Consider the following 13,600-nt stretch of genomic DNA (forward strand, 5'->3'; position numbering starts at 1 on the left):
TCAGCTTAATGACCAATCTAAATTTAGTTGAAGAATTACCATTAGAGTCAGCGAACCACTATGATCATACTTCTTTTTTTAACGTTCTACGCAAAAGCTGCGTATAGATAGGAGCATTTTTTGCAAACTGAACAACTGTAGTCGATGTTAAACAGGTAATCATTAACGGCAATATCAATAAATAATTTTGCGTCATTTCAACAACAAGAATGATCCCCGTAATCGGCGCTCTTACAGAAGCAGCGAACAAAGCCCCCATGCCAGCCACCGCAAGCATACCCGGATGAATGGTTATGTCACTTGAAATTGCCTGAAGAATATGTGAAGCAGCTAATCCTAAAATGGTTCCTAAAGCTAACATAGGCGCAAAAATGCCACCAGGGACACCTGTTCCGTAACACAATAAAGTCATAATAAATCGAATTATAAGTAACATTATCAAGACTGAAAAATCAGGGTAAGCGATTAAAGCTTGTTCAATAATATGATATCCACCTCCAACAACGCTAGGCTGTTTATAAGCCAAATACCCTACTGTGAGACCAATAATTAATACGTAAATATCTTTCATCCAGGGTTTCAGTTTGTCCAGGTTGTACAGCAATTTCATCAAGAATTTATTAAAACAAAGACCTACAATACCTACTACTATACCAAAGATAAAGAAAACCCAAAGCGATTGAAGACTTGGCGGGGTAAAGACAACCATTTTAATATCAGGTTGAGGCCCAATAATGATATGCAACATAATTGTTGCAAACACACAACATATGGCAACCATTTTAAAATTTGTAAAAGAGAAATTAAACTCATTACGCATTTCTTCAAGTACAAATAAAACACCAGCAAGAGGTGCATTAAAAGCTGTTGCAAGTCCTGCTGCAGCTCCGGCAGCTATAAGTGAATCACGTCTTTTCCTATTTAAAAAGAAGATCTCACCTAACATTTCACCTAAATTACCACCAATTTGAATGGTAGGTCCTTCACGACCGAGCACCATCTTAGAACCAATTGACAGGACGCCACCAATAAATTTTACAGGCAATAATCTTCGCCACAAAATTGGACGTTCATGAAGCAAAGTCCCTTCAATTTCCTGAACACCACTTCCTGATGCTTCGGTTGCAACCCATTTTACTAATGCCCATGCGATGAAAACCATGACCATCGTTGTGAGTGCAGAAATGATACCGATATTATAACCTTTTGACCCTGCGAAATTAAACCAGTTGATTAAAACATTATTTAACCAATGGATTGCCAACTGCAACAATGAACCCACAGTTCCTGTTAATATGCCTAATAAGGTCGAAAGTACATAAAGTATTAAGATTTTATCTCGCATCGGGCCTTTATCATCCTGAAATGGTAGTTTGCTGCATGCTAATACTAAGCAAAGCTCCAGTTAATTTGTCCGCCAATCGCTGTGGTTTGTGTATTGGTATGCCCTTTAAGTGATGTCAAAGGGGTAATTAAATTCACTGGCATTTGGTTAAAGAACGAATGACCTACTCCCACATCGTAGCTTAAATTTGCATTTTGTTGATAATGAGCCCCTACTGCCACAATGGTTGCACTGCCAACAGGGTCAGCAATGCCGCGATCCCGATCGTTGGAAGGGGTACTCATGAATTGAATACCACCACGGAATAATATTTTCTCGGTTGCTTTAAAAGTAGCACCAACTGCATAGTCAAAACAATTGTGGTAATTAAAAGGGATCGTCACTGAACGTGCTTCCCCTGTGGGAGTTTTTGTATTTTTCATTGTGATTTGATCAAATGTTCTCCAGTTGGTATAAAAGACGGTACCAACCCCAGTCCATCTTTTGGTGAAATCATGTTGCAAACTCAATTGAGCTCGGGCTGGCAAAGCCGCTTTTGTCTCTTGTTGATTGGTTCTAAAGATCATTACCGCAGGTCCTATCGCAGGGGTATGTACTGTGCTATGGCCTCTAGTCGTAATTGAGATTTTAGAATAATAACTCACCCCAACCCGTGTTTCTGGTGAAAAATCAAATAAAATGCCGCCATACCCTCCATATCCCCAGCCGCTTAGATGATTTTCGAGCCTTGAGTCTGAAGGAAAAGAAACAGGCGGACCATACATATTATTCAGTGTAAAGGCCAAATGCAGTGCATCAAATCCCGCACCTAGAGAAAAACGGTCCGTTATTTTCACCCCCAAGCTTGGACCTATATCAATTCCAACAACTTGAGCACGTGTTGCAGCATAACGTGCGATGGATGACCGCGTGGAGCCATAATTCGTACCTAATCCAAACGGTGTTGTCAAATTAAAACCAAAAGCAATGCGTTGGGTAAGAGGAGCTGAATAATAAAATGAAGGCAAAAAGGCCTTGATTTGGCTACGTGCTTCTCCAGACTGTGCAACAGTGAATGGGAAGGGGAAGGTTGGGGTAACTGCAGATCCTGTAAATCGTGCAGTACCTATGATGCCTAATGCATTACCTACTATTTGTTGATGAGACAGCTTAATAAGACCTGCTGGATTTGTATAAGCCGTACTTGCATCACTAGCAGCCGTTGCCCAATCAGCATAAGCAACACCCAATCCCGCTGTATTAACAAAAGGCAGGTTAAAATCGGATGCCGAAACTGGAGAAGCTGCACAGAATGAAAAAAACGCTAGGTATAAATGAGATGCTTGACGCACGTTTTGCTCCTTTGATAAAGATTAAGCACCATTGTCATTAAATTAAAGAATTTAATTCTAATCCTACGTCCTGAGGCTTTTCTGCAGGACGTAGGCCAAAAAATAATGCCTTAACTTAATTTACAGTAAAACTGAGCACTTACCCTTTTATATTTTATTATCCCTTAATAAATTAATAATCATCTCAATTTCTTCTGACATCGGTCTACAATTTTCTATTTTTGGAGAATATTGACGCACTATATGATAAATAGATTGAGCTTTTTTACTTGCTTTTTCAATACCACGTAACTCAAGTGCTTGTGTTGCTGCAATCAACAAAATTGCTGTGAGACGCTCCAAATTAGCTACTGACTCTTGGAAATCAAAAGCAGCATGTGTTCCCAAGCTATTTACATCCTGATTATCACCCTCTGTAGGTAAGGTAAATGCCTGATGTGACTGGGCCAGTTTGCGATTTTGTACTGCAAGTGCTGCGGCTAACAGTTGCATTGATCGAAAACCATTATGTTTACTTGGATTAGGCACTAGATTCACCGGTAAATTATGATTCTTACGAGGATGAACTAAATTTGCGAGCAATGCATGCACCCAGGTTGAAGCTTGGGCAATATCCATTTTCAAAATGTCACATGCATCGGTGATATAAAAACCCATAAAATTTGCGCTATGATGAATGCTGTTCGCAGCGACATCAATTACAGGATTATCATTAACAGAATTCATTTCATTTTCTATCCAACAGATTGCGCGTTCCAAATTCTCATGGAATGGACCGAATCCTTGGGGAACAGAGCGAATTGAATAATAATCTTGTACTGGTTTATAAGTATAATCTGTAGACCTTAACTCATCTAAATCAATCAATAATTGACTTCCTTCCCAAAAATCAATAAAAAACTGGTTGATTGTCATTTCTCCCTTTTGCTTTTTCAATTGGTGTACCATGGGATGATAAGCACTACTAATCACGAGTAGAGACTCTAATGCCATGGCAATAGCAGCCAACATTTGCTTGAATAAATGATGCAAATCATAGACCGCTAAACTGGCTATTGCCGTCATAAATGATGTGCCATTGATCAAAGCAAGCCCATCACGCATGACGGGTTTATATGCCTTAAGACCAGCCAATTGAATCGCTTCGGGAGCCAACATTACTTGATTCTGATAAGTTACTGCAACAGGTTCTCCAATAAGCGCGGCTGCAATCATAGAAAGGGGAATAAGATCACCACTGGCACCAATAGAACCATAACAACGAACTACAGGAGTAATACCGGCATTAAGAAAATCTAAAAGTGAATTAATTAATTCAGGATGAACGCCTGAATATCCTTGCGCCAGACAATGTGCACGCAACATCATCGCCACTCGTACAGTATGAGGTGAAACAATTGTGCCTAAGCCGCAAGAAAGAGAGCGGAGAATGTTTTCTTGTCGCTCATTAATCGAGTCATAATATTCAGATGCATCAGTGTCTTTGAGCGCTGCATCAATATAACGAACCTGATCACCAAAATTTGTATTGACACCATAGATAGGAACTCTCGAATCAACGTGAACTTTCAAAAACTGGTATGATGCTTCTATAGCTTCCATAGCCTGGGGTGGTAAGGCTACTGGCGATGAGTGATGTGCCAACGCGTGCGCAGAAGCAATAGTCAACTGACAGCCATAGCCAACTGTTATGGGTATATCTACTCTGCTCATACTTACAGGTTTAGACATTTTGGGAGTATTGAGAGATTTTAGATGTTCCAACTGTAAACTCCATTTATCAAAGTAAAAATTCGCCGCAAACAGAGCCTAGAATGGCAATTCTAATGTGTCATCCAACAAATGCATCTGTTTCTTAAATAACTGCTGAATCTGTTCTAAATTATCTTTATCTTCTGCTTCAAAACGAGCAACGAGACAAGGTGTGGTATTTGAAGCACGTAATAAACCCCATCCTTTATCAAATTCGACACGTAACCCATCAATTGTAATAACACGTGCCTGAGGAAACTCTGCCATTTCATTAAATCGTTTCATAAACTGAAATTTTTCATCATCAGCTATAGCAATTTTCAACTCAGGAGTATTGACACTATTGGGTATTTCTTCAAATTGCTCACTTACAGTCATGTCCGATGCGCTGATGATTTCGAGTAAACGACAGGCACTATACAGCGCATCATCAAACCCATACCAACGGTCTTTGAAGAACAAATGGCCGCTCATTTCACCGGCCAAAGCTGCCCCTTCTTTTTTCATCACGTGTTTCACAATGGAATGTCCTGTAGGACACATTTTGGGTATGCCACCCGCCTCCCGGATCACAGCTTCTAAATGACTGGAGCATTTAACATCAAAAACTACAGTAGCTCCGGGGAGACGAGTTAATAATTCACGAACATAGAGCATCATCAAACGATCAGGCCAAATCATTTCACCTTTATTCGTGATTAAACCTAAGCGATCGGCATCACCATCAAAAGCTAAACCCAAATCTGCTTTATGGGCTGCTACTGCAGTTTTCAAATCAGCTAAATTAGCCTCAACGGTTGGATCGGGATGATGATTAGGAAAGTGACCATCCACATCACAATAAAGCGCAATAACATCACAACCTAGTTCGTGAAGTACTTGTGGTATAGTCGGGCCAGCAATTCCATTTCCACAATCAACCACCACTTTTAATGGACGCTTGATTTTTATGTCACTTCTGATGCGTTGCTCATATTTAGGCAATACATCAAACACCATGTCTTTACCTTGGCCTACAAGGCGCTTACCGTCAAGAACCAGTTGATACAAAATATCAATATCTTCTTGCATTAAAGTCTTACCCAACAATACCATTTTAATACCGTTGTAATTTGCCGGGTTGTGACTTCCTGTTACCATCAATCCACAATCAATGCCTTGAGTATGAATTGCAAAATACATAACCGGTGTAGGAACCGCGCCTAAGTCGAATACATCAATTCCGCTGTCCAGCAACCCTTGTTTTAAAGCGGAAGCCATAGCAAAACTAGTGAGACGACCATCACGTGCCAAAAAAATTTGCTGGCGCTGCAAATCATGCAAATAACAGGCTAGAGCGAGTCCAATGCTATAAAAAGCATTCTCATCCAATTCCTGTCCAATTATGCCTCTAATGTCATAAGCTCGGAACACTGAGCGAGCAACTTGCTTTTGCTGATATTTCATTTAATTTCTCCCTGAACTTCCAAATCCACCTGCACCTCTGGAAGTTTCAGTAAATGCCTCAACTATTTCAAAAGCAGCTTGCACAACTGGAACAAAAACTAATTGCGCAATACGCTCTCCGGGATTCACGGTGAAATGCTCAATCCCTCTATTCCAACAAGAAATTTTGAGTTCTCCTTGATAATCAGAATCAATGAGTCCAACTAAGTTCCCTAAAACAATACCATTTTTATGTCCTAAGCCTGAGCGGGGTAAAATTACAGCCGCTAATTTAGGGTCAGCAATATAAATGGACAATCCTGTCGGCAATAATACCGTTTCTTGTGGTGCAATTTGAATCGGCTCATGAATACAAACACGCAAGTCCAATCCGGCTGAACCATGGGTTGCATAGGTAGGCAGCGGAATAGTATCACCTATTCGAGAATCAAGAATTTTTAATTGGATTGCTTGGGTCATTATTTTTCCTATAAATATTAATGCGCATCATTTTGCAGAGTTGCAGCAATGATTGCAATAATTTGTCCTGCTAACCGTGTTTTATGGGTTAAGGGTAATTCGATTTGCTTGTTTTTTGTAATTACAGTAACTTGATTTACTTCACTGTCAAATCCAAGTCCTTTTCCTACTGAGTTCGCCACAATCATATCCAGTTTTTTATGCTGTAATTTTTCGGTGGCATAATGCACAACATCCGTGGTTTCAGCAGCAAATCCAACCACGCAAGAAGCCCTAGCTGAATCAGCAACACGACTGAGAATATCGGGATTTTTTATCAATTTAAGCGTTATTTCATCCTGATTTTTTTTCTTCATTTTCTCGGAAGCAGGCGACTCAACCCGATAATCTGCAACAGCAGCTGTTCCTATAAATATACCACCTGCAGGCATTTCCTGCATTACTGCATCCAGCATTTCTTGTGACGATTCAACGAGAATCCGCTTAATTCCTGCTGAAGCCTGTAAAGAGCTCGGTCCACTAATCAAAGTTACCTCTGCTCCTGCCATTGCAGCAGCCTCTGCCATGGCATAGCCCATTTTTCCGGAACTGTAATTACTGATATATCGCACTGGATCCATAGGTTCTCGAGTAGGCCCTGCCGTCACAAGTACTTTTTTACCCGCTAATAATTGGTGTACATTATATAAGCGTAAAGCACTCATGATTTGTTCCACTTCACTCACGCGCCCCAAACCTTGCTCACCACATGCTTGAGAGCCTTCTTCAGGACCAACAAAAATAACCCCTCTTTCTTGCAAAAGCTTACAATTGGCTTGAGTTGCAGGATGAGCCCACATGCTGCGATTCATCGCAGGACAAACAACTACAGGAACTTCTGCAACAAGGTATAAGGTGGAGAGCAAATCATCAGCAATACCTTGTGCTAATTTGGCAAGACAATTGGCTGAAGCAGGGGCAATAACCAGGTAATCACTCCACCGTGCTAATTCAATATGCCCCATGGCACGCTCTGCCTGAGCATCAAATAAATCAGTACGCACATCGTTTCCTGATAAAGCTTGCATCAACAAAGAACCGACAAATTCCTTTGCAGATTGCGTCATTACCACTTTGACCTCAGCTCCGACTCGAGTTAATTCTCGAATCAGGTATGCTGATTTATAGGCGGCAACCCCGCCACAAACCCCAAGCAATACTTTTTTCCCAATAAAATCTTGCATGACTCAACGTTTTTGATAAGAATAGCTCCGATCAAAGCATAAACTTCGCAATAAAGGAATAGAAAATGACGGTTGTCCAATCAACACGGCAGTTCGATCTGCGTGAAAAACTTATCACGTATGGCGCACAAAGTCTTTCAGATGCTGAATTACTTGCAATTTTTATTAGTTCTGGCAGCAGTAAAAAATCCTGTGTGCAATTAGCTTTTGACCTCCTCAAACATTTGGGTGATTTACGTGGTGTCCTTAATGCTGATAAAGAGCGTTTCAAACAAGTACGGGGTTTGGGCGAAGTTCGTTATGCGCAATTGCAAGCAGTCAAGGAAATGTGTCGACGAAGTGATTTTATTTACTTGCAAAAAGAAACCCAAATTACGAACAGCAAACAAACCTATGCTTATTTAAAAAAACGTTTGCGCGATTATAAAAATGAAACCTTTGCTGCTTTATTTCTTGATAGTCAACATCGCATTATTGCTTATGAGGAACTTTTTTCCGGCACAATCAATACAGCAACGATTCATCCAAGACCTATCATAGAACGCGTTTTACAACTCAATGCAGCAGCACTCATTCTTGCCCATAATCACCCCTCAGGCCTATCGGATGCCAGTCATCAGGATATCATCGTAACCGAACGCATCCGTGATGCATTGGAATTGGTTGATGCCCGTTTACTTGATCATATCGTGATTGGCGACAACGAAGTCTATTCCATTATTGCTGAAAGCAAATCGAGATGCTGCATCTGAGCACGATTTTGTTAGTACTGAGAATTTTACGATACCTCACTTTGATGATCATTTAATACTCAGTTAAGACGAATGTTTTATACTTCGATTAAACACATGAAGCAATGGAATAAAAGATGTCAACAGAGAAACTTGATCGGCAAACTTATCAAAAGTTTATAGAGGAGCGTATTAATGTCTTTAATGACTTAGAATACCCTAAACCTAAAAATAATCAACAATTAACCTATGATTTGTATGAATTAACAAAAAAATATCTTGAGCAGGCCCATGAAGGAGCTAAAAATTTTAAAATCATTCAATTATTTCGGCATTGAGAATGTACGAATTCAGATAAAGGACTGGGATTTAAGCCTGATGCAAATATTAATTCAGATGCCGATGAAAATATGAAGAATTTTGATTATTCAGCGCTTTTGCATAATAAACAAGCTCCAGTTCAGGTATTATTTTCTACTATGACACGGGCTACTGTAACAGCAGCAAACCTCATTCAGGGACTCGCTAAATCTCAAGGCAAGGAGCAGGTACGAGCTAAATCCTCACCCAAGATAACAGAAATTGCCGAAGGACCTTCTGGATTTGGTATTGAAAAATCATCAGAATATTGGAAGCTAATTAATCCAAACTCTGGCGTGAAACTTTCACATCGAATTATGCTTTTTTTTTCATGGATTTTTTTTGGTCTTGGGAGCGCTTTAGAAGACAATGCGAGAGCAAAATCTAAGGCATTGACTACCATAAATAGTAACTCCGTCCTTGAAGAATCTGACAAATTACATTCATCTGAGGTAACTCTTACCTCAGATGCTCAAAGAGAAAATGGGTTGGCAACAGCAATTGTAGATGAAATATATAACGGTGGTTTACACGATATGATTGTAGTAGGCCATGGTAATTCGATTCGAGATACTTTAACTACTTTTTTTCCAAACTATAAAGCTAAACATCGAGAAGACGATGCATTAGATTTTGCTGAAAGCCAAAATCTAATGGCATTTGAGGCGAATGGAAAAAAACAACTGTTCATGTTGCCATTTAGAATTCAAGTAGATCAACATACTCCGGGTAAAATGAATGTACGAGCCGTACCTTATGCGGAGCTTACTCCTGATTATCAGGATGTCGCAGACGAAGTAAACCTCAAAGATTTAGAACTCCCAACACATGAAGCAGAAGATATATTAGAATCATATGAAATGATGTTCGGAACCGGTGGTCTAACTCTTAGTAAAACTCCCCCGAAGAAGAAAGAGGGAGCTCCTGAGTTAGTAATAAATACAGAGGATGATCCTGTTGAAAAGCAAGATACAGAAAATGAACACACAAAAGTAAAAAAACAAGGATTAATTTTTAGTTATTAAATAATCGAATATACTGAAGATATACTCCACTAATTGCTTTCTCATAATGAAAATTGTTTTATCTTTGATTCTTTCTGTTGCAGTCTCTACTGCATTTTCTGTAACAGACTATTGCCAAAAATCATTAGAAAATTTAATATGCCAAAAAAGTGATTTCATTTCGGTAATCAAAATCAATACCATGAAAGATTCGCTTTATTCATTCACTGAGAAATGAATAAAGACGGCAAAAACTATCTTCCTCTTTTTCATTTAATTCAGGGACAAAATCTCCCTCTATTGCCATTTTATGATCAAAATTTATATAATGCGGGCAATTAATATTGCTGAGACTATTTATCATGACGTTTTCCAGTAAATTAAAAGCAGATTATGTTGAAATGATTAATGGAGAGTTAGACAGTATTCCTGTAGCGCACATCGAAGAATTTATTTTAATCGCTCAAGAATTACAAAAGTTAATTACTTCGTCCTTTATTTTAGTGCTTAATGGCATATTTCACAGCCCTATGAAGTCTACGCTTACTGAAGCAGCTCAGGAACAAATTGCTTATGTGCGTTATTGTTATAATACTCCTAAAGATTTTGTGAAAAATGCTAAGGATTATACTGAATATCAACAAATTCTCGCAGAGCGAATCACTGCAAAAATAACCGAGTTTCAAACATTCACTACAAAAGAAAAAAATGCTTATATCGAGTTTCAACGAGAACAAGGTATTATCAAATGCCGAACCTTCCAAAGTTGATTTTCCTTAATGCCATTCAATGCAGCGCATTCGTGCTGCGTTAGTGATAGTTTCTACGCCCTGGAGAAATCAAAAGAAACGACCTTAGCAATTTCAGGTTGTTTTAAAGCTAGAGCCAGTAACCTGTCAATACCTAAAGCGACACCACTACATGAAGGCAAACCATGCTCTAAAGCTTGCAAAAGATAATGATCTGCCTCCATGAAAGGAAAGCCTTTTTCGCTTCTGATTTTTTGGTCCTGAGCAAAACGTTTTGCTTGAGAAGCAGCATCGGTTAACTCATGAAAACCATTAGCTAACTCGACTCCTTGATAATAAACCTCAAAACGTTCTGCAACACCATTACTAACTTTTGCCAAAGCAGCTTGCGATGCCGGAAAATTATATACAGCAACAGGGGCACTTTCCTTGCCCAAAAAAGGCTCTACAACATGGCTCATCAATAAAAAAAGATACTGATCTCTATCTTCTTCTTGAGGAGGCAGGACATTATCCAAATCGTAATGTGCCAATATATGACGAAATTGTGCTGCGGTTGCAGATAATGGGTCAATACCACACGCCTCAAGAAAAGCCTGTTGATACGTTTTTTTGATCAGGGGCTTAGACTGCATTACCCTTTGCAGAAAAAGATCCATTTCTTCCATTAGGGCATGATGATCAATACCCAGCTGGTACCATTCTAATAAGGTAAACTCTGGATTATGCCAACGTCCTAATTCATCGTCGCGAAATACACGTGCTATTTGAAAAATAGAACCACTTCCTGCCGCAAGCAAACGCTTCATATGGTATTCCGGGGAAGTCTGTAAGCAATAAGTTTCACCACGAAAAATAGCTTTGATATTACTTAGATAAACATCTGTTGTCCCATATCGCGCCATAATTGGCGTTTCTACTTCCAAATAACCACGTTCCGTAAAGAACAAACGTATTTTTGCTAATAATTCCGCACGCTGACGTAAAAATTCGATCGGTGCTGAAGGGTACCACATCAATAAAAAATTCCCAATTCAAGTCGTGCTGCTTCGGTCATTCTTTCTTGAGACCAAGGCGGCTCCCAAACTAACTCCACAGAGCAATCACGAACACCTTCTACTTTATTGACTGCTTGTTCTACCGTTCCTGGAAAAGTTTGCGCCACAGGACACCCAGGGGTCGTTAAAGTCATTTGAATTGCAACATGGGCATCATCATCGATCGAGACATCGTAAATTAAACCCAAATCATAAATATTAACAGGAATCTCAGGGTCATAAATACCCTTAAGCGCATTAATAATGGCTTCTTTCAGTAATTCCTCATCCTGTTTTTTCTTAAAACCAAACATAAAGTACCTGTTCTTTTTGGTGGCCGTAATCTAGGTGCCAACACAGCGGCGCTGTTATAACCTAATGGTATATAAATAAACCTCGCCCACATCTCGCGGCTTGTCCGCGGGACGTAGGATTTAACTCAAATTCCTACATTTAATAGCAATGCTCAATGGAACCCAGAAATATGTCCTCCTACTCTGTTTTCACCACATTGCTGTCTTGATTCAATGCAGCTTCCAAAGTATGCCAAGCCAAGGTAGCACATTTTACCCGTGCCGGATAAGCCTTCACTCCCGCAAGCACCATCAACTTATCCATATAACGTAATTGACCCTCTTCATTTTGAGTCAACATATGATGAAAGCGATGAAACATTTCATGGGCTTCTTTTGTAGTTTTCCCTTTGATCGAATCAGTCATCAAAGAAGCAGATGCCTGGGATATAGCACAACCACATCCCAGAAAACTTAACTCAGTAATCACATCCTCTTCTATTTTAGCATATACTGTTAATTTATCCCCGCACAAAGGATTAAAACCATTCGCTTGCGCTGTCGCATCTTTCATTTCATAATGATGGCGCGGATTGCGATTGTGATCGATAATGATTTCTTGATAAAGTTCTCGCAATTCTGCACTCATGCAAATACCTCTTTAACCCGATGCAATGCGTGTATGCATGCATCAATTTCCTCTCTGGTGTTATAAAATGCCAAGGAAAGACGCGAAGTGGCCGCAACATTATAAAAATCCATCAACGGCATGGCACAATGATGGCCACTCCGTATTGCAATTCCTTCACTATCTAAAATAGTGCCAATATCATGAGCATGAATTGTTCCATGTACAAAAGCGACAACCGGTACTTTTTGTTTTGCGGTTCCAATAATATTAAATCCGCTCGACCGAACTCCGGCAGTTGCATATTCTAATAACTCTTGCTCATAGGCGATGATTGCTTCCATATCTAAAGATTCTAAATAATCTATTGCAGCCCCTAAGCCAATTGCACCGGCAATATGAGGAGTTCCTGCTTCAAATTTACTTGGCACTGCAGCATATTCTGTTGCTTCAAAAGTAACGGAATTAATCATCTCGCCTCCCCCTTGATAAGGAGACATGGCATTTAGAAGCTCTTCTTTACCCCATAGAACACCAATACCTGTAGGGCCATATAATTTATGTCCGGAAAAAGCATAAAAATCACATCCTAAATCTTGTACATCTACAGAAAAATGAGGGACTGCTTGTGCGCCATCGACTAATACTTCGGCCCCATACTCGTGCGCCATCTTAATCATTTCTTTAATGGGATTTATAGTGCCTAAAGCATTAGAAGCATGCGTAATCGCGACAAATTTAGTGTTTTCATTTAACTTCTTGGCAAACTCATCCAATAAAATCTCACCATCAAGCGAAATAGGAGCAACCTGCAGCTTGGCCCCGGTTTTTTTACAAACCATCTGCCAAGGAACAATATTGGAATGATGCTCCATGTGCGTAATTAATATTTCTTCGTCAGGTAAAATACGCGGTGCAACTAAACTTTGTGCCACCAAATTAATCGCTTCGGTTGTTCCGCGCACAAAAATGCATTCACGTGGTGAACTGGCATTGATAAAGCGCTTCACTTTGGAACGAGCCGCTTCGTAACTCTCTGTTGCTCTGACACTTAAAGTATGAACACCACGATGTACATTCGAATTATCCTGTTCATAATAATGAGTAATAGCCTCAATCACTGCTTTAGGCTTTTGTGCTGTTGCCGCATTATCAAAATAAATTAAATCAAAATCATTCACTTTTTGATTGAGTGCAGGGAAATCTCTACGAATTGCATGAATATTCAAGGCGTCCATTTAG

The 13,600-nt window shown here is 39.6% G+C and carries 14 protein-coding genes; 4 read left to right on the forward strand and 10 right to left on the reverse strand.

Annotated features, from left to right (window positions below; all coding sequences use genetic code 11):
* Positions 1 to 64: 64 nt before the first annotated feature.
* The 6 genes from clcA to coaBC form a co-directional block, all read right to left on the reverse strand.
* Positions 65 to 1,345, reverse strand: a complete 1,281-nt coding sequence (clcA, locus tag Ltuc_RS13315; protein WP_058521850.1) for a H(+)/Cl(-) exchange transporter ClcA — start codon at positions 1,343 to 1,345, stop codon at positions 65 to 67.
* 44 nt (positions 1,346 to 1,389) lie between these two features.
* Entirely contained in the window at positions 1,390 to 2,676 is a 1,287-nt protein-coding gene (locus Ltuc_RS13320) for an OmpP1/FadL family transporter (RefSeq protein ID WP_058521851.1), read from the reverse strand.
* Between the two features lie 147 nt (positions 2,677 to 2,823).
* Entirely contained in the window at positions 2,824 to 4,440 is a 1,617-nt protein-coding gene (locus Ltuc_RS13325) for an HAL/PAL/TAL family ammonia-lyase (protein ID WP_058521852.1), read from the reverse strand.
* A gap of 45 nt (positions 4,441 to 4,485) precedes the next feature.
* Complete coding sequence (locus Ltuc_RS13330; protein ID WP_058521853.1) at positions 4,486 to 5,874, reverse strand: phosphomannomutase/phosphoglucomutase; 1,389 nt, start codon at positions 5,872 to 5,874, stop codon at positions 4,486 to 4,488.
* Positions 5,875 to 6,333 carry a dUTP diphosphatase gene (gene dut / locus Ltuc_RS13335; protein WP_058521854.1) on the reverse strand — a complete coding sequence of 153 codons (459 nt, stop codon included), beginning with the start codon at positions 6,331 to 6,333 and terminating at the stop codon, positions 5,875 to 5,877.
* A 17-nt stretch (positions 6,334 to 6,350) separates the two neighbouring features.
* Positions 6,351 to 7,556 carry a bifunctional phosphopantothenoylcysteine decarboxylase/phosphopantothenate--cysteine ligase CoaBC gene (gene coaBC, locus Ltuc_RS13340; RefSeq protein WP_058521855.1) on the reverse strand — a complete coding sequence of 402 codons (1,206 nt, stop codon included), beginning with the start codon at positions 7,554 to 7,556 and terminating at the stop codon, positions 6,351 to 6,353.
* 65 nt (positions 7,557 to 7,621) lie between these two features.
* Here coaBC and radC point away from each other — a divergent pair, with 65 nt between their 5' ends.
* The 4 genes from radC (at position 7,622) to Ltuc_RS13360 (ending at position 10,421) form a co-directional block, all read left to right on the forward strand.
* Positions 7,622 to 8,308 carry a RadC family protein gene (radC, locus tag Ltuc_RS13345; protein ID WP_058521856.1) on the forward strand — a complete coding sequence of 229 codons (687 nt, stop codon included), beginning with the start codon at positions 7,622 to 7,624 and terminating at the stop codon, positions 8,306 to 8,308.
* Between the two features lie 116 nt (positions 8,309 to 8,424).
* Positions 8,425 to 8,625, forward strand: a complete 201-nt coding sequence (locus Ltuc_RS13350; protein WP_058521857.1) for a hypothetical protein — start codon at positions 8,425 to 8,427, stop codon at positions 8,623 to 8,625.
* 72 nt (positions 8,626 to 8,697) lie between these two features.
* Positions 8,698 to 9,672 carry a hypothetical protein gene (locus Ltuc_RS13355; RefSeq protein WP_058521858.1) on the forward strand — a complete coding sequence of 325 codons (975 nt, stop codon included), beginning with the start codon at positions 8,698 to 8,700 and terminating at the stop codon, positions 9,670 to 9,672.
* Positions 9,673 to 10,013: 341 nt separating this feature from the next.
* Positions 10,014 to 10,421 (forward strand): hypothetical protein, encoded by a 408-nt coding sequence (locus Ltuc_RS13360; RefSeq protein WP_058521859.1) that lies wholly within the window; start codon positions 10,014 to 10,016, stop codon positions 10,419 to 10,421.
* 53 nt (positions 10,422 to 10,474) lie between these two features.
* Here Ltuc_RS13360 and epmA read toward each other — a convergent pair whose 3' ends face one another.
* The 4 genes from epmA to Ltuc_RS13380 form a co-directional block, all read right to left on the reverse strand.
* The gene (gene epmA, locus Ltuc_RS13365; RefSeq protein WP_058521860.1) at positions 10,475 to 11,416 is read right to left on the reverse strand and encodes an elongation factor P--(R)-beta-lysine ligase; all 942 of its coding nucleotides are present in this window, start codon (positions 11,414 to 11,416) and stop codon (positions 10,475 to 10,477) included.
* Complete coding sequence (locus tag Ltuc_RS13370) at positions 11,416 to 11,751, reverse strand: SUF system Fe-S cluster assembly protein (protein ID WP_058521861.1); 336 nt, start codon at positions 11,749 to 11,751, stop codon at positions 11,416 to 11,418. The genes epmA and Ltuc_RS13370 overlap by 1 nt, the downstream gene beginning before the upstream one ends.
* Before the next feature lie 178 nt (positions 11,752 to 11,929).
* Complete coding sequence (gene sufU / locus Ltuc_RS13375; protein ID WP_058521862.1) at positions 11,930 to 12,379, reverse strand: Fe-S cluster assembly sulfur transfer protein SufU; 450 nt, start codon at positions 12,377 to 12,379, stop codon at positions 11,930 to 11,932.
* Positions 12,376 to 13,596, reverse strand: a complete 1,221-nt coding sequence (locus Ltuc_RS13380; RefSeq protein WP_058521863.1) for a cysteine desulfurase — start codon at positions 13,594 to 13,596, stop codon at positions 12,376 to 12,378. Before Ltuc_RS13380 ends, sufU begins: the two co-directional genes overlap by 4 nt.
* Positions 13,597 to 13,600 lie beyond the last annotated feature (4 nt).

Origin of the sequence: Legionella tucsonensis (genome assembly GCF_001468035.1) — a bacterium.
Lineage (GTDB): Bacteria > Pseudomonadota > Gammaproteobacteria > Legionellales > Legionellaceae > Legionella > Legionella tucsonensis.

What these genes read in the sequence shown, in the direction of transcription:
- clcA (WP_058521850.1), bottom strand. Translation starts at nt 1,345, where the DNA reads ATGCGAGATAAAATCTTAATACTTTATGTACTTTCGACCTTATTAGGC.
- Ltuc_RS13330 (WP_058521853.1), bottom strand. Translation starts at nt 5,874, where the DNA reads ATGAAATATCAGCAAAAGCAAGTTGCTCGCTCAGTGTTCCGAGCTTAT.
- dut (WP_058521854.1), bottom strand. Translation starts at nt 6,333, where the DNA reads ATGACCCAAGCAATCCAATTAAAAATTCTTGATTCTCGAATAGGTGAT.
- coaBC (WP_058521855.1), bottom strand. Translation starts at nt 7,556, where the DNA reads ATGCAAGATTTTATTGGGAAAAAAGTATTGCTTGGGGTTTGTGGCGGG.
- radC (WP_058521856.1), top strand. Translation starts at nt 7,622, where the DNA reads ATGACGGTTGTCCAATCAACACGGCAGTTCGATCTGCGTGAAAAACTT.
- Ltuc_RS13350 (WP_058521857.1), top strand. Translation starts at nt 8,425, where the DNA reads ATGTCAACAGAGAAACTTGATCGGCAAACTTATCAAAAGTTTATAGAG.
- Ltuc_RS13355 (WP_058521858.1), top strand. Translation starts at nt 8,698, where the DNA reads ATGAAGAATTTTGATTATTCAGCGCTTTTGCATAATAAACAAGCTCCA.
- Ltuc_RS13360 (WP_058521859.1), top strand. Translation starts at nt 10,014, where the DNA reads ATGACGTTTTCCAGTAAATTAAAAGCAGATTATGTTGAAATGATTAAT.
- epmA (WP_058521860.1), bottom strand. Translation starts at nt 11,416, where the DNA reads ATGTGGTACCCTTCAGCACCGATCGAATTTTTACGTCAGCGTGCGGAA.
- Ltuc_RS13370 (WP_058521861.1), bottom strand. Translation starts at nt 11,751, where the DNA reads ATGTTTGGTTTTAAGAAAAAACAGGATGAGGAATTACTGAAAGAAGCC.
- sufU (WP_058521862.1), bottom strand. Translation starts at nt 12,379, where the DNA reads ATGAGTGCAGAATTGCGAGAACTTTATCAAGAAATCATTATCGATCAC.
- Ltuc_RS13380 (WP_058521863.1), bottom strand. Translation starts at nt 13,596, where the DNA reads ATGGACGCCTTGAATATTCATGCAATTCGTAGAGATTTCCCTGCACTC.